The organism is Wolbachia endosymbiont of Kerria lacca, assembly GCF_051602725.1.
Classification (GTDB): domain Bacteria; phylum Pseudomonadota; class Alphaproteobacteria; order Rickettsiales; family Anaplasmataceae; genus Wolbachia.
In genome coordinates, this window is record NZ_CP192272.1 from 451,568 (window position 1) to 469,359 (window position 17,792).

Below are 17,792 nucleotides of genomic sequence, written 5' to 3' on the forward strand. Positions count from 1 at the left end.
AACTTACTTTTTTAAAGTGTCAGATCAAGTCTTGTTTAATACAATCTGAAATAGTTAAATTAAACCTTTCTCTGTTCGATTGATTATCAAACGAACTTTCTAACTTATCCTCAGCAGATAGGAAGCTAAAAGTAACACTCTTTACTGTGTGGTTGAAAACTTGACTAACATTTTGAACGTATATTCCAATAAGATCAGAAATCGTAGAATTAAAGAAGAAGTCATGTCTATCAGTTGGTGTACCATCTAACAAACTCGATATATTAACCACTGCTTCCCCCTTTCCAGGCAAGATAACATAATTAAACTCTCCTTTATGAGCTTGATTTCGAATATTAGTATTAGGTCTGACTACAATTTGTACCTTATGAGTGCAGACGTTATTTTCTACTTCATTTTTTATTATTATAACATCAGAACTATTTGCAGCGCTGCCTTGTCCATCTAAAAACTGTGTATCACATGAACTAAATATAAGTTCTGACTTAGCTTTTCTACCAAGAACCCTTTCTATTTTAACCATTCTAAGAACATCAGGTCCATTTCTAAGAGAATCCCCATATGTGATATATCCAATGCTCGCATTCAAATAAACGTTGACATTTACAGCCTCTTGAGCAAATTCACTCAGATCTAAGGTATCAATGCCACCTTCTCCGTATAACATTCCTTCAATGGTATTTCCCATTAGGATAAAAAGATCATCTTTATTACCTCCAGTAAATTTCTTATAGCCGTCATTCACCACAAAGATATTTGGACTGTTTAAAAATCCTTTTACATAATCCTTACCTTCTCCTAGATTAATTAAAGTATGATCTCCTGTTTTATTTGCGAATATACCAATTGCATTTTCACATAAATATGATCCATAATTCGGCGCAGGCTCATCATTTCCCTGTGGCAGACAAAACACTCGACCTTCATTTAAATCATCCGGTCTTGCTCTGCTCCATCTTATACCTGTCCTTTTTCTATCAAGTAGTACTTTACTATCTAAATCTGGTTTAAACTTACTATCAGTAGTAGGAAAAACATAGCTTTGAATATCGCTATGCCCCTTTAAATACTCAAGTCCTTGCTTAACTAATTGATTATAAAGTTGTTTTTTCTCCATTAGCTCTTCTATATATTGTTCAGGCTTCATACCTATAAACGCACGTAAACCTTCAACAAACTTCTCATTACCAGTTAGATGAACAATCTGATCAATTTTATCAACTCTTTTCACCGCCATATAAATATCAGTGCCAACAAAGACTACAGCGCCAATTGCAGCTCCAATAGGACCAGTAACACTTGATACTCCTTCAAGTACTCCAAAAGCTTCAGCTACTTCCACACCAATCTCTGCAGCGTCAACTCCCAAGTAAATACTATCTCCTACTACACCAACTAGTGCTTCTTCTGTACCATTTTTAAATGCTTTTATCTGATTTACTAGATCATAGATAACAAAAGCAGAAGTACCTCGAGCAAGAAAAGGAGATGCTGCTTTTAAAGACTGACCAATCAATAATTTTCCTTCTTCAGCTAGTTTTAATCCTTTAAGAGATGCAGCTTCAGCAACTTTAGCAAACCCTTGACCACCTGCTATAAAACCAACATTCACTGCTACTCCTTGATAATTACTATTTAAAAAGTCAGCGAGAACATTTTTAGCCATCATTCCATGCATAGTTATACCGGAAACTCTTCCCACTCTATTTAGATGACTTATGACTTTTTGATTACCAATCAGCTTATTAACCAAACTCTGAGATTCACCGGTAACCTTTACCTTGTCTGCTAGTTGAATTAGCTGACTCTGCTTTTCCTCTGGTAAATCTTTAATGTAACTGATAAACTTTTCACCATCTATCCTAATCTTACTTAAATCTCTTCTATCGTCTTTTTCTTCATTAAATTCATCTATGTCTTCCCAGGTGAATAAACACTTTTCACCAATAGCTTCTCTCTTACTCCTTCCTGAACTTGTGCTCGGTAAACATTCTTCAGCTGAAACTTTAACTCCTTGTTGTATAGATTTTTGTTTAAGAATATCCACAATACCTTGGTATACTTCTGGATTTTGATTAAGATGTTCTTCAGCTAATTGTAGAGGAGTTTTTTCATTACTGTTTCGAATAGTAGGATCTGCACCTCTATCTAACAGCAACTTTACAATGTCTAAGTGGCCGTCTTGGGCAGCATAATGTAGCGGTGTCCAACCATCTACGTCAACAGCATTAATGTTTGGTCTCTTTTCCAATAATGCTTTAATAACAGCTAATTCTCCATTAGAAACAGCAAAATGTGATACTGTTAAGCGATCAGTACCAGAAACAGCGTTAACACTTGCTCCTCTTCTAAGCAACTCCTTTGTTCTAGATTCATTTTGCTTTTGTCTTATAGAAGCAAATAATTCCTGAGTGGATTTAAGAACTTTTTTAATTGAATCATAAGTTGTATAATCTATTGGTTTCTTATTATCTTGACTGACAGCATTGATATTTGCTCCTCCATCTAACAGAGCACTGACAGCATTTAAGCTATTCTTGTGAGCAGCATCGTGCAAAGGTGTCCAACCATTAATATCAGTGGTTTCAATATCTGCACCATTTTTTAATAGCAGCTTTATATTTTCAGCATTACCATTCTGTGCTGCGTAATGAAGCTGCGTAACTCCATTATCCCTATTTAAGTTACCCTCTCGTGCTGCATAGCGTAATGATTCTACGCTACTTAATTTCTCTAACTCTATTTTTAATCTAGCAACAACTGGATGATTGTGTTTTTCAAAAATAGGTAAAGCCCTCTCTAGTAACTCCTTTTTTTTCTCAGGATTACCTAAAGCTCCATAAGCGTTACCAAGGTTTCCTAGAGTGCTAGCCACTTCAACATGCTCTCCTCCATAATATTTCTCTTCAATTGCTAAAGCCCTCTCTAGTAACTCCTTTTGTTTCTCAGGATTACCTAAAGCTCCATAAGCGTTACCAAGGTTTCCTAGAGTGCTAGCCACTTCAACATGCTCTCCTCCATAATATTTCTCTTCAATTGCTAAAGCCCTCTCTAGTAACTCCTTTTTTTTCTCAGGATTACCTAAAGCTCCATAAGCGTTACCAAGGTTTCCTAGAGTGCTAGCCACTTCAACATTCTCTCCTCCATAATATTTCTCTTCAATTGCTAAAGCCCTCTCTAGTAACTCCTTTTGTTTCTCAGGATTACCTAAAGCTCCATAAGCGTTACCAAGGTTTCCTAGAGTGCTAGCCACTTCAACATGCTCTCCTCCATAATATTTCTCTTCAATTGCTAAAGCCCTCTCTAGTAACTCCTTTTGTTTCTCAGGATTACCTAAATCTCCATAAGCGTTACCAAGGTTTCCTAGAGTGATAGCCACTTCAACATTCTCTCCTCCATAATATTTCTCTTCAATTGCTAAAGCCCTCTCTAGTAACTCCTTTTGTTTCTCAGGATTACCTAAAGCTCCATAAGCGGCACCAAGGTTTCCTAGGGTCCTAGCCACTTGAAAATGCTCTCCTCCATAATATTTCTCAAGAATAGGTAAAGCCCTCTCTAGTAACTCCTTTTGTTTCTCAGGATTACCTAAAGCTCCATAAGCGTTACCAAGGTTTCCTAGAGTGCTAGCCACTTCAACATGCTCTCCTCCATAATATTTCTCTTCAATTGCTAAAGCCCTCTCTAGTAACTCCTTTTGTTTCTCAGGATTACCTAAATCTCCATAAGCGTTACCAAGGTTTCCTAGAGTGATAGCCACTTCAACATTCTCTCCTCCATAATATTTCTCAAGAATAGGTAAAGCCCTCTCTAGTAACTCCTTTTGTTTCTCAGGATTACCTAAGTCAGAGTATCCATCACTCATCCATGTTAATAAATACACAAGATAATCTTTTTCTAATTCTTCTTTATCTTTAGGTTTCTTCGCTGCCCAATCATCAACATGTGACAATAGAGCTTCTAAATGTGGCAATAGCTGCCTTTTTTTATCATAATCTTTCTGTTTATCTTCTCCATAAGGGAAACTTTTTCCTAATAATTCAAAAGTCTTTTTTATAACCTCCTCATTTTTATCCTGTCCTTTTAACTTTATTCTCGTCACTTCTTGTACTAACCTATGTACACTTAATACACTTTGCTTTTCCTCACCATTTACCATCGAATATCTGACAAGTAAGCGCACAGCTGATTCCAACTTTGTCTCATCATTTCCTGCCAATTTCGAAAACATCTCTCTTTTGATGTCTTCAGGTGCAAGATAAGCTACAGTATTAAGAACTTTTACAGCTAATTCACCATATTCTTTATTACTTGCTATTTTATCTATTGTAACTTCCCAAGTTGTAAAAGTTGTCCTTTCGTATTCATTATCAATTCCTTGAAATACTCCGGAGTCAAGTAAATCTTTTGCCTTTTTTTCATATTCTTGCAGATAATCATTAATTCCAAATTTTCTCGTAACTCTTTGATCTTTAATATATGCTATAGCTTGCTGTATGGCTAAAGGAAAGCGTTGTAGTTTTTTTAGCAAACCTTCTACTTCTTGATCTTGTGATTTATCTTCTTTAGGTATACTCAACCCTTTTTTTATAAACTCTATAGCATCTTCTAGTTTCAATTCATTCAGATTCACAACTTCTCCTTCTAATTCCCGATTTCTAGAAGTAATTAAAATGTAAGGCTTATTATCATCAGCTGTTAAAGAACGTAGTGGTAAGAATTTCTTGAAATATTCATTTTTTTCAGCATTATCAAAGACAAACAAGCTTTTTCTCTTACTAAAAAATCTATATACATCTTCTACGATGGATTTTATATCCTTTCTTTCTCGATCTGCATCTTTTGTATTAATTCCTAACTTATCCTTAGCCAGCCTAATAAATGATGATTTAATAGCTCCTTCGCTTTCAGCATTTATCCATATAACATTGCCATCATAATCATTTTCATGATCATAAGCATACTTTCTGGCCAATTCAGTCTTGCCTATCCCACCTAATCCACTAATGGAAGTCATTTGTGATATTATTGTTACTCTCCCTGAGCTACGTTGTATTTTGCTATGCAAACTCTTCAACTCTTCTTCTCTTCCAGTAAATAAATCCACTGGGTATCTCACATCAAACCAAATTGCTCCTAGAATCTCTTTCTTTATTTCTTCAAAAAAAGCCTCTCCTTCCTCGTGTGTGAAAAACTTTCCTTTTTTGTCTTTCATCCAATCGAGCATTTTCTCTAAGAACCTCCCATAAACATTTCTCCTATCAATTGTGTTAAATTCTTTACCCAACTCGTCCTTAATAATTTCACCAAGCTCAACTTCATTAGGCTGGTTAACTGCAAATACTAATTTATCTAGAAAGTCATCTATTTCTTCTTCATCAATATAATCATCTGGCAAAAAAGTTTTTAAGTGCAGCTGTTCTTCTTCACATGTTTTAAAATTGGCTATATGAAATTTATATTTATCCTTATCAAACTCCATAACTTTACTTTCAAGTTCTGCTTTTAGCTCGTTCTTGAAACTTTCTAAATTACCCGGTAACTTATTATTATCATCAAAAAATGTAGAACTAAAATAATATGCATCTTTCTCTTTATCGCCTTTCTTTATTAATACATGTCCTGCTAATTTATTAATATTATCTTTAATAATACCCTTCCCTTTTTCTCTTTTTATATTAACAACACTCTGCTCAGCCACACTCATTGCATTTGCAATTGCTTTAGCAAACACTTCTGAGTTAGTAAGCTGAGGATTAATATCTAGCTCAAACACCTTTCCAAAAGTTTGTGATATTTGTAATTCCCTTGCTTTCATCTTTTGCCAAAATTCATTCACATTCATTTGCTCTTTTGACATTTCTTGATATGCTTTTAAAAAGGCACTTCTAAAGTTTTCTAATTCTTGTGAGCTTCCATCTAAAAAATTACTACGAAATTTAGCATAGCTTTTCTTTATCTCTTTTCCCTTGTTGTCTTTTTCTTCTCTTTGTTCAACGTTTTTTACATCAATTACTTTTTCTCCTAGTACACCATGGTAAGATCGAAATAGGTTATCTTTCAAATCCAAAGGGTCGTTTTCTAATACACATTTAGCAAGTCTCTTTGCTAACCTATTAATTTCTGAAGTCTTTCTTAATCTTGAAACTAGATCTTTCTCGTTGGGAAATTTATCTACTTTAAGTTTTAAGCGCTCAGACTTTTCACTATTAACCCTTAAAATATTATCTTCACCTTCTACTGGCTCAAAACTATTTCTTAAACTTTCCTCTAGATCAATATTTGTGCAAATAACAAAGTCTTTTAATTTATAACCTTTAAATTTTGGATTTTGTTTGATTTTACGATAAGAAATAAAATATTTTTGTAGACTAAATTCATCATCTTGTTCTGTGAGTAAATCATTAACAGTAATTTTTTTATTATCATCCTGTTTGTGCTTAGCTTGCAAAAAGCGATATACTTCTTCACCACCTTCGGTATATTGAAAGACTACATCATCAAACTTTTCGGCTGCATCCATTTCTGTTGCTAAATTAAAAGAATACCCTTGATCTAATCCACGCTTTAAAAAGAGCATCAATAGTTTTAGTTGGTAAACAGTACCATGAAAAGATGTTTTTAACCCTGAAGCACGATATCCTTCAGAAGTCTTTAGCTTCTTTACTTGACCAGCTCCTAATTCATTCTCTTCATTTTGCGTCCTTTTTCTTCCTCTAGACTCTTCTGCTGCTTGAAGAGAAGTTCTTGGCATTTTATGACTACTGTCTTCTGATTCAACTTCTTCAGAATCAGTTCTAGTTCTTTTGTGTTGTGTTGATGGTTGTCGAGCAGAAGCTTGTAGGTTTGACTGAATATGTGGTTTTAATATTTGCACAATATCTTGTCCATTAGGTGTATCATGCTTTTTAGCAATATCTAATGGAGTCTCATTATTATTATTTATGATATCAGTCTTTGCCTTTTTACTTACAAGCAATTGCACAAGTTCTTTATTACCTTTAGAAGTAGCAACATGTAGAGGAGTATCACCTTTATTGTTTTTAACATTAATATCTGCCTTCCACTCTTGCAGTAGTTTTTTAGCTATTTCTTCTTTTTCCCTTTCAATAGCATAGTGTAAAGGGGTATTATCTTTATTATTTTTATCAATAATGCTAACCTTTACTCCTGCTTTCAGCAGCTCCTGAACTTTTTGCATATTATCATTCTTTATAGCAGAAAATAGCTCCGTATTTTTTTATCTTTCATCATCACTATCAATGTCAGGAGAAGATCGCTGAGAAGAGGCTGCCTGATTAGGATCATTATCAGATCTCTTTAACCTATCACCTGACAAACCTGGTGACTGTTGTCTTGATACAGGCTGAGCATTATCTAGCTGATTACCTTGATTAGCATTTGAGGATCCTGGTTGAGTTTGACTATCAGACCTCTCAATTCTACTTTCTGATGGTCCTCGATCTGATTTAGCTGGATCCACAGGTTTTTCTCTGTTTTTCTGTTGTCCTAAGGTACTGCTTGATTGTTGTCTACTTGATGCAGATCTTTCTTCAACTTTCAGAAGATTTATGATTTCTTGATGATCTCGGGAAAATTGTTGATCATGCTTCTCCATATATTTTTTGAAATTTTCCTTTTCATCATTGCTAAGATTTTGAATGACATCATTACTAACTCCAATTTTTACAGCAAATGCCGCAATTCTTATGTAACCTTTGTCAATAGCTTTGCGGAATAATTGATCCAGCTCTTGACTGTTTTTTAAGTTTGATTGACTTGGCTGGTTAATATCACTATCACTTATTTCTCTAATATCTATATTATGACCTAATGCAAAATCTCTTATATTAGTTTTAAGTCTTTCAGAATCTTTCTTTAATTCCCCTGAAAAAGACCTACGCATACCCACCAAAAAATCACTGGGACTTTCTATTTCTCTTATAGCTCTATACACCTCGTCGAGAGGCTTGTTATCTTTTAATAATTCATTAATCTTATTAGCATTTAACAATGAGAATATTCCACAGTTATTACCATCTACCTGTTGCTTGATTTTTAAATCAAATATTTTAACGTTAGCACTAATTTTATTCCTAAGGGCTGATTCAACATTGTCCTGAATCTTATCTCCTAATGAGTTAGAGTAATATGCGTAGTAATGACCTAGTTTATGTTGAACAATTAATGTAACCCAATGTCCTGCGCTTAAATTGATAATTAAAGTTAGAGGCCTTGTTTCGCCATTAACTACGTAACCCTTAAATTGTCCTAGTTGATTATTTAAGGTGTTTAAATCACAGATTTCAAATATGGTTTCACTTTGAGTTTGTCTACCTTGCTCATCATATCCATGGTCATACTGATACGAAGTTCTTGCAATATGAGCAATATCATGCTTTTGTAGCCAATAGTCATAGTTGACTTTCGCTGTTTCATCTTCAAGAGTTTGCCAACTATGCTTCTGTTCATAGTCATTAGAACGTTTTAAGCGGTTTAAGATGTATTTTCTTTTCCAGGCTTGTTGCTCTATGCGCTGTTCTTCCTTCAATAGATCAACAATTTCTGAATTAACCCCTTTTAGATAGTCTGTTGGATGTTCAACCTTCAGCATAAAACCCCCTGCCTGTATTTGAATGAAAATGTAATATTATACCAGATATAGCTATATGCTAATAAGTAAAATCGGCAATGCAAGTAATTTTTATGTGTATTATGATATTTTATTTTCTCGCTGTTTTATTTTGTGTTGGGCTTTTTAAAATTTTGTTTTACTATAAATTATTCCAATTCTTCCTTTTACTATCAACTAAACTATTAGCAACATATTTGACTAAAAATTTAAATAAAATAACCATTTCGAGTATTCAAAACCAAGGAACGTGAGAAGTGTTTTTATTGGGATGTGTTGGTCTACCAAGTGTACCATACGAACTTTTTATTATAGTGATTTTGCTATACGCTAAAACGAGCTATATTAGCCTACTTTCGCTAAATTTATATACGAACTGTTTTGCTTAAGCTTATGAAAATAATTTAAATCTTCTATTTTTACAACCTTATTTTTACGCGGCTTGTTCTCACAAATATACGACCTTTTTTGCAATCTTAGGAAGAGTCAATAATTCAATTCTTTATAACACTAACTAGCATGGTATCTTCACTAAAATATTTTTTAAAAAAGTTAGTTGACTTATAAATAATTCTCTACTAACATTGGCATGTGTTTATTCATTTTGCTGAAGTTCCTCCTTACAAGTTTGTTGTAAAAAAACTTCAGCAGTTTCCGTACTCCTTTAAAGCATCATATTCCTATATATTAAATATACTGGTGTTCTCAATTTTGTTGATCTATAGTAAAATTGGCTAAAACTTCCAGTAATAAACAACTTTTAACCTAGCAGTACTCACCATAAAAACTTAACAAAAGCTTAACGACGTGAGTAGTAAAAAGATTATGGTTATTGACTTAATGTTACATATCGCATACAATATATCATATATCTTAGCTTAGAGGGATAAGTATGGGTGAGTCTACTGGGATGGTAAAATCTATCATCAATCTACTAAAACCAAAATCCAAACCAGAACTATATGATATTGAATATGAATCCATTATAGAACATCTATCATCTAAAGAACATTTATTAAATGAGCTGATGAATGATATGTGGTACTCAGGAGATTTACCATCAGTTAGAAATCATAATGAACTACTTTCTTTAGTTGATAGCAAACTTGGGCTAAGCGAGCAAATTTGTGTTTGGTTTGCTCTAGATCACGATCTTACGCCAAGTCAAAAAAATTTAAACAAAAAGTTACTTAGTGCTCTAAAATGTTTAGCTTCTAACTGTGGTTCATTTGATAATACTGAACCTCTTGAAGAATTTTTACATGATAATAGAAACAATAAAGATTTAAAAGTAATTCTTAACCTAAGAAGAGGAGAATCTCAATCAACAGTATTGCATGCGATTGCAGGAGCAAATATTGGTGGATTTCGTCGCACAGGAAATCAGGCTATAGATTTACTCGTAGAAGCAGGCGCAGATCCTAACATACAAGATAATAAAGGAAAAACACCATTATACCTTGCTGCTGCCAAAGGTCACCACGATAATGCAAACTCTCTTCTTTTGAAAGGAGCTAAACCTAATATAACAAGTAGAAAGGGTAAAACTCCACAACGAATAGCAACTAATAACCTCTGCTATGATATTGAAGAATTATTTTTAACTGATAAACAGAAAAAGTTAAATGCAGAATTGTATGACTTACTTGTACTCGATTCAGACTGCACTAAAAATTTAAAGGAGTTTTTAAGTAAGCATAAAAGAGATTCAGACCTAAAAGTGGTGCTAAATATTCGGCAAGGAATGGGTGAATCAAAAGTATTTTCATATGTTGACCGTTTTGCTTGGGATCATGAAGATCTTGCTCAAGAGTTAAGAAAGATATTTTTAGAAGCAGGAGCATTAGATTATGATATAAATATTTATCGTCAGCAAAAGAAAGGACAAGCCAGTAAATTACTCGTTAATTTAACTTCAAATCAAAAGGAAAAGTTAAATAAGTTTTCTGATAAGGTATTTCGAGCTCAAAACATGGCTGAACTTGAAGAGATTGTAAATGATGCTATAAAGTCTGGTATACGATTAAATTATTCTTTTTCACAAGATTTCTTTTCAGGTAATGAGTACACTTTTACCGATTATGTGATGAAAAAAATCAGTGAGTTGGAAAAAAATCCTAAAGTTTCTAGTAGTATAATATGTCAATTAGTATCAAAAGGGGCAGTGTTTGGTAATACAGTTGATGCTAACACACTGACATCAGAATTTAAAGAGCATAAAACTAACCTAAAAAAAGCTTATATAGATTATGTTAGCAATTCTCATAAGTTTATTGAAATCGCAAAAAGTGCAACCAATAGAGAGCTAAAAGATGCAAGAGTAGACAACTCCGTTTTTTACTTAGAATATTCTAAAGATAGTAAAATAGACATTATAAAGATAACAGATGGGGTAAGGGGTTTAGGTCTAACCGATGGAGAGGTAAAGTGTGGAAGAAATATAGTAAAGATCGGTAAAAGTGAAGTAGAAATTAAAACTGAAAACGGCATAAGGAATTATACAGATCTTACAGAAGGCAGCGATATAGTATTAACTTTCTATACTAGTTTGGGAGAATTAGAAGTTAGATTATATCCTGATGAGAACAATAAAAAATTGATAAGAGTAGAAGTGAGTGATGAAGATCTATTTGAAGAAATAGCAATTCATGAAGAAATAGGGCAAAATTGCTTATTGGGAGGTTTATCGGTTATTGAAGCTATAGATCTAGGTGTTTTTGCTAGATCTGGTGGATTAATGCGTCCTGAAGTAATAAGCGAGTCTAACAACAAATGGACAGAACGTGAAGAGTTAAGAAGGGTTTCTAATTCTAGGGAGGAAATTGTTAGGTAGAAAGTATTAAATTAAGATTTTTTCTCATAATCAAGTTATAGTAAATTGGAAAAGTTTTTCAGATCTAATAAAAGTTATGACTTCAGGTTTGGGGTTGAAATTAATAAGTGGAATGATCATGTAATACATGTATTAGTGAAAGGAGGTACGGCATGAATAATATAGCTCATTCAAATAGAAACAATAATCGTGATAACTTTAGTGTAAGAGGATTACAAAGAGCTGTTGATGACATATTTTGATAGCTTCTTTACAGGATGGGACTCAGAGCTTTCCAGAAGAGGTAGTAGCTTATTACCAGCTTGCAATTTTCATGAAACAAATGAAAGCTATTGTCTGTCACTAGAGTTACAAGGTATTTCAAAAGAAAGCATAGACATTAGTATACCTGGCGACAGCTTAATAGTGAAGGGCGAAAAGATATGTGATAACGAGTCAAAAGATAAGCAGTTTTATCATCGAGAAAGATACTAAGGCTCTTTCTATAGTTCTTCCAGTAAATGTAGAGCAAGATAAGGTATCTGCTAATTTCTCAGATGGGGTATTGCATTCAACCATATCTAAGTCGGAGAAGTATATCAAGAAAATTGATGTTAAAGTTAACTAGTAAGTAATAGCAGGCTTCTAATTTGAGGCTTAAATCATGATAGATGGAATGCGATGAAGTTTCCTTATCTTTTCCAGATCTAAATTTTCGCCTTAGCGTTTTATTATATAGATAGTGTAAGGCCTTTGTTACGCTTACATATTGTCAATAATCTATTAATAATTCTTATGGTATAATTTGTTTTGAAGGCTTTAGTAAAGAGGGAGTATGAGTAAAGCAAATCCAGTAGTTACATTAAGTGCTAAAATTAAAGAATTTGGTTTTAGTAAATTAAAGGCTGGCGAGAGCAATAAATCAGCAAACTCTGGTGAAACAATGTATTTCGATTTTCCAAGAATGAACTTTGTTATTAATGGAAAAATTATAGATACAGTTTTAACCTCTGCATTAATGGAAGGAGCTCAATATCGCAAAAGCAACCTTTTTAATAGTTATGATATATACAGTACTGAAACTGCAAGAAAAAAACAAAGAGAAATAGATACAGATTATGGTAGAGCTTTTGTTGATTCAGTCCTCAAGGATCTTGAAAAGGAACTTGCATATAATGCATTATATGAATTATGGGAAAGTCACTGCAAAAATTCTGAAATTCCTGATAATCAGAAAACCAACTCATATGGGAAAGATTTCGAGAGATTTTATAATGCCGGAAGAGAGCATATGCATCTATTACTAGAAGTAGGAGGTGAGAATAAGAATTACCGCCGATTTGTAAAAGAAGTTTTTAAGGAGATGTTTAAATATGCTGAAGCAGAAGTTCCAACTGACCCTATCTTAGAAGAACTAGTTACTAATTGTAATCAAGCAGGATACTTAGCAGGTATATTTATTGAGTATCACTCTGCACTGAGCAATTATCGATTAACACTTCAAAACCCTGACAAAGTAATGAATATTGATTACACTGGTCATAATAATGTAAGAGTAAAGTCTGATATGGAAATACCTGTAACTAAATTTGATAATCCAGAAGAAAAAATATGTGTTCTATCCACCTCACTGAAATTTACGCTTGAGTCTCAAGATGGAAAGGATGGTGTAACCTATAAAAGTGGTAAATTATCACTTACTGTTCCTCAAGAATTAAAAAATTATAAAGAGGGAGGTAGAAACTTATTTGATATTATTAGAGAATATTTTCAAAAATTCTGCAAAAAATTAGGATTTAAATTCGAGATAAAAACACAAAAAGTAGAGCATGATTTGGATGATTCGCTGAAAGTAAACAGTCATCTTGAAGGCATAAGAACGCCTATTTGTAGCAATAACCATATTTAAAAGTAAGTATCTGCTATAAGAATAAATCAAAGTTCAGTTAGTATAAGCATTTTTAAAGTATAGCATTTCTCGTGATATTCCAAATATGGTAAGATATGTGGGTAAGGTTATATTTGACTTGTGTTATTTTTTGCTATTGGTTAATTTAATGTAAGCTGAAGGTAAATTAAGTGGATAAGAAAAAAAAAAGCATACCTATTTAAAATTTCTCTAGATAAAAAAATCTATCGTGAGATGGCATTGAAAGGTACGTGTCTAGTCTTCATAAGTTTGCAGAAACTATCATAAATGCTTTTAATTTTGAGCTAGATCATTCATTTGGTTTCTATAGTAACATAAATGATATTTATAAAAGTAATGAAGTATATACTTTATTTTATGATACTGATTCTAGTCTGATTGTTATACCTAATGAAAAAAGCGTCAAAAATTCTTATATCTACAAAGTTTTTGAGCCAGGTAAAAAAATGATTTTTCTTTTTGATTATGGCGATAATTGGGAATTCTTAGTAGAATGTTGTGGCATCACTGAAGCAGAAACTGAAACAAGATATCCAAAAGTTACTAAAAAGCAAGTCCTCCACAATATCCTGATTATGATGATGAGTAATAGAGTTTAGGTGCTACCTCTTATCAAATTTTTCCTATTCTTTTTAATTTTGCAGTATAGCCCTTCTTATAGTAATCTGAATGAGATAAGATATGTGTTTATTTCTATATATAGGCCAATAGCATATTATGCTCTGTTCGGATTATTTTAAAAAGAGCTATACAATGCAACACTACTCACTGATAACGCTGTACCAACAAAATCAGCTAAGATTGCTTGTCTTTTATGGATTGTTTTTTTGTCTGTTGTATCGCCATCAAAACATACAGCTAAAGAGGTGCTGTCGTTTGCTTTTCTATTGAGAAGTTCTGGGCTTTTTTGCTGGTTTCACATGTAGGTTGAAGTATATTAGGATTATCATTATCTTTGTTAATATTTTTACACAATTGAGTGTCGATTTTTATAGCTTTTTCAGCATTAGTTTGTTCTTTTGCCTCAACATCTTTTGGTACATCAAAAGTCCTTTATTCCTCTATACCAACTGCAATAGCGGCAATTTGGCTATCTTTCCTATTTCTCAGCAATACCTTTCAAACCCCAGTTATGGATTAACCAAGGCAATAAAACTTAGAAATAGAAGGCTTTTTTTGCTGCATAGAATATGAAATTAGTGTTGAAAAAATGTGTACCAAAAAATTTATTGGCGATCTGTGTCGTAAGCTCAAATTTATTTTTCAAACAACCAAAAACTGTCTCAATAATTGACCTTTTTCTCAATAAAATCTTCTCTTTTAGTGAAATTAGTACGTTTTTCATACCTTTTTTTACTTTAGTGACAAGTTTTAGGCCTCTATCGAAGAGTTTCTCAAAGAGCTCTTTCTTGATATAGCCTTTATCTGCGAACAAAAGCCCTGTCAATTTTTTAGTCAAATTTGGCACTGGTTTTCTGTCATCAACGCTACCTTTAGTGAGCGTAATACCTTGAACTTCACCTATTTCATTGATTACCAGATGCAACTTAAAACCGAAGAACCACCCATAGGTAGTTTTTCCTATATTTGCCAACTCTTTGAAAACTTTATTTTTTGAGATCCTTTTTGCGTGGCAAACAGCGATTGCAGTTGTATCAATATAGGAAATTTCAGTAATCTTTGCTTGCTCGCAGAACCACTGCAAAAGCAGTGCTAAATACCATAAAACCCTTGATTTTAGAGCAACAAACCTATGATACGAAGGAAGTTTTGAAAACTCAGAACTGTACAATAATTTAAGATAATTCAAGTAAAAAAATTTAAAATTTTTGCACGGCGATTGGTGGTAAAGTAAGATTATAGTAAGTATTTCTGGTACAGTAATTTCAGGTATTCTTGTTGGTTTTTTGCCATTTGATAGAAGCCTTTCTGAAAATTTTTCATCAGCAATGCGACAAAAATCTTCTATGAAACAATAAAGTTCTGTTATATCTTTCTTCATGGGTAACCTCTTAATTATTGCTAAAATACTCGAGTTTACCCTGTTCCCCTCTTTGTTACTTCTACTTTTATCTATTTTCTAATCCATAACTGGGGTTTCAATAGTTTTGGTGGTTTTCATTTCTCTCCTTTTGTTCTTTTTATAAATGGTGTAATTACGCCTCTAATTCATAAAACTTCTCTAATTGCTCACTCCACAGCACCGGTATTTCTCTCAAATCCACTAACTTCAATCCCCTTGGTTGCCTCCCATTTACTATGTCTTCTTTGATCTTTGGTGTTAAATAATTCAGTCTTAAAATTTGCTGTATACGTCTTGTACCTATATTAATTTTGGCACTCATCTCTCTTATGCTTCCATATTTTCCCTCTTCTAGTTGTCGTTTCCACAGGTAGGCTCTTACCACTGCTTTCAGTAAGGGGAAATCAAAGCAAGAGCATTAGCATATAGCTAAGTTTTGTGGACAAAAAATATCATGCTAGATTGGGTCTGAATTATTGCAACTATTTTAATTTCGTTGTTGAAATACAATGTTATTTAGCTTATATTGTGCTAGCAAATTTATAGAGGCTGTTATGCATATAAGTAATCAAGTTATTTTAGATAAAAGTCTTTTCAAAGCTGTTGTAAGGAATGATATGAAAGATATCCTCCGTTTAATTGATTTAGGAGCAGATGTTAATTATGAGTTTACTATTGATGCACTTATTCATAATAGACTTATAGATGATAACGCCATTACCACTATAAAAAATGCTGAAATTACCGTTGATGAGCTCATTGGGCGTAGTAGATGTAGAGGTGTAAAAAATTTATACATATTAAACGGTCTAAAAATCTATGATGAAGAGATTACTGCTATAAAAAACAATTCCTGCTCTAAAATAATAGTTCTACCTATTATCATAAACAGCATTATTCTGAGCACTGAATCTAAGTTGTCGCCACTTCAATTAGCGATAATGTATGGTTGGAAAGAAGCCATTATTGAATTAATTAAAAAAGGAGCAAACCCTAATAGAACACTTGATATACAAGGCATTACCATTCTTGAGCTTATGTGTACTGCTGCTGTTTTTAGAGATAAGCAATGTTATGTATTTGATGAAGGCATTATTCAACTACTATTTGATCATGGTGCAGACCCTAACGTCCAAGATATAAGTGGTAAGACATCTTTATATTATCTAGCAAGATCTGCTGATTTTCACATTGGTGAAATGGTTAGTGCGAAAACGCGGGTTGACAATGCTTCAGACCCAGGTAATGTTCATGATAACAGAAACATCAGAAGAATTGAAAAATTTCTTATTAATGGTGCTAATCCTAATATTAAAGCTAATTATAACTGTTGCACAATACTGTATGATATTGTTCAATCTGACAGTTATCTAGAAGAACAGCCAAACTTGACTAACTTACTTCTTGATCATGGATGTATCTATAGTACATATGAAGACGTACTGAAGCAACCAGGTATTGTTAGCATGATGCAAGAAGACTATGGCCGTAATTATGGTTTTGCAGATGCTAAAAAGGAAGTAGACGAATTTAACTCAAAACATAAGCAACATGTAGAAAAAAATGATTGTTTAATCAAAGCAATAAAAGGTAAAGAGAAATCTAAAGTAAGTATACTATTGAATAAGGGTACTAATCCTAACATTAGAGATAAGAACGGGCTTTCAGCATTGCACCTTGCTGTAAAACTTGGTGACTGTACTATCATTGAATTATTACTTAATAAAGGTGCGAATCCTAATATCAAGAGCTGGAAAAATGGCACAACTCCTCTTTTTAATGCTGTGGTTAGTAATAGGAATGATATAGCTGATCTGTTACTTAACCATTCAGCAAACCCTAGTGTTATAAATACGAAAGGCCTTTCACCTTTATATTTTTCTATTACTGGTAATAATGAAGAAATGACGAAGTTACTTCTTAAGTATAAGGCAAATCCAGATATATCACATCAAATTTCTATTTTATTTAATGTTCTTAATGGAGTAAAGAACGATAGTGATATCAAGATAATTGAGAGTACTCTAAAAAAAATAAAAGATATAGCTGAGTTCTTAAAATTTAAAGATATTCCTGTGGACTACAGTTTATTCTATCAATCAGTAGATATTGCTGAGAAAAATGATAAGAAAAGTACTACAAAAAAAGTTATGGAACTACTGGATGAACTTACTTACCCTACGTCTCAAATACAAGATCTAAATCTGCATCAGCATTCAAGTCAAAGCGAATGTTCAAAAACTATGGGCTTAAGTTAAGAGGATACTAGCCAATGTATACTTTAATGTTAATAAAAATCAATCTCTATTAGGCATCTTCACTAATTTCAAAACAGAAATAATTGTAATAAAGATGTATAGAAACCCTATAAAGCCTAAAATGCTAGTCCTTCTGAGTA

The 17,792-nt window shown here is 32.9% G+C and carries 8 protein-coding genes and 2 pseudogenes; 6 read left to right on the forward strand and 4 right to left on the reverse strand.

The window, feature by feature from the left end:
- Positions 1–19 precede the first annotated feature (19 nt).
- Both ACQ4M0_RS02055 and ACQ4M0_RS02060 read right to left on the reverse strand, forming a co-directional pair.
- Complete coding sequence (locus ACQ4M0_RS02055; RefSeq protein WP_438456569.1) at positions 20–7,198, reverse strand: tetratricopeptide repeat protein; 7,179 nt, start codon at positions 7,196–7,198, stop codon at positions 20–22.
- Positions 7,199–7,237: 39 nt separating this feature from the next.
- Positions 7,238–8,611, reverse strand: coding sequence for a hypothetical protein (locus ACQ4M0_RS02060; protein ID WP_438456570.1), 1,374 nt, complete (start codon positions 8,609–8,611; stop codon positions 7,238–7,240).
- Positions 8,612–9,521: 910 nt separating this feature from the next.
- On the opposite strand from ACQ4M0_RS02060, the gene ACQ4M0_RS02065 reads away from it, so the two are divergent.
- The 5 genes from ACQ4M0_RS02065 to ACQ4M0_RS02085 all read left to right on the forward strand — a co-directional run bounded on the left by ACQ4M0_RS02065 (position 9,522) and on the right by ACQ4M0_RS02085 (position 13,970).
- A complete protein-coding gene (locus tag ACQ4M0_RS02065; RefSeq protein ID WP_438456571.1) occupies positions 9,522–11,462 on the forward strand; it encodes an ankyrin repeat domain-containing protein in 1,941 nt (646 codons plus the stop codon).
- 228 nt (positions 11,463–11,690) lie between these two features.
- Positions 11,691–11,936 (forward strand): Hsp20/alpha crystallin family protein, encoded by a 246-nt coding sequence (locus ACQ4M0_RS02070; RefSeq protein ID WP_438456572.1) that lies wholly within the window; start codon positions 11,691–11,693, stop codon positions 11,934–11,936.
- Positions 11,887–12,069 carry an Hsp20 family protein gene (locus ACQ4M0_RS02075; protein ID WP_438456573.1) on the forward strand — a complete coding sequence of 61 codons (183 nt, stop codon included), beginning with the start codon at positions 11,887–11,889 and terminating at the stop codon, positions 12,067–12,069. The genes ACQ4M0_RS02070 and ACQ4M0_RS02075 overlap by 50 nt, the downstream gene beginning before the upstream one ends.
- Before the next feature lie 207 nt (positions 12,070–12,276).
- Entirely contained in the window at positions 12,277–13,350 is a 1,074-nt protein-coding gene (locus tag ACQ4M0_RS02080) for a hypothetical protein (protein WP_438456574.1), read from the forward strand.
- A 251-nt stretch (positions 13,351–13,601) separates the two neighbouring features.
- Positions 13,602–13,970: an IS1096 element passenger TnpR family protein gene (locus tag ACQ4M0_RS02085; RefSeq protein ID WP_438456567.1), complete on the forward strand. Its 369-nt coding sequence runs from the start codon at positions 13,602–13,604 to the stop codon at positions 13,968–13,970.
- A 538-nt stretch (positions 13,971–14,508) separates the two neighbouring features.
- Here the strand turns inward: ACQ4M0_RS02085 and ACQ4M0_RS02090 are convergent.
- Together ACQ4M0_RS02090 and ACQ4M0_RS02095 are read right to left on the reverse strand one after the other, a co-directional pair.
- Positions 14,509–15,373 (reverse strand): annotated as a pseudogene (locus ACQ4M0_RS02090) (IS982 family transposase).
- A 154-nt stretch (positions 15,374–15,527) separates the two neighbouring features.
- Positions 15,528–15,791 (reverse strand): annotated as a pseudogene (locus ACQ4M0_RS02095) (recombinase family protein); the annotation flags it as partial.
- 157 nt (positions 15,792–15,948) lie between these two features.
- Between ACQ4M0_RS02095 and ACQ4M0_RS02100 the strand changes: the two are divergent.
- Positions 15,949–17,652, forward strand: a complete 1,704-nt coding sequence (locus tag ACQ4M0_RS02100; protein ID WP_438456566.1) for an ankyrin repeat domain-containing protein — start codon at positions 15,949–15,951, stop codon at positions 17,650–17,652.
- The last annotated feature ends 140 nt before the right edge of the window (positions 17,653–17,792 follow it).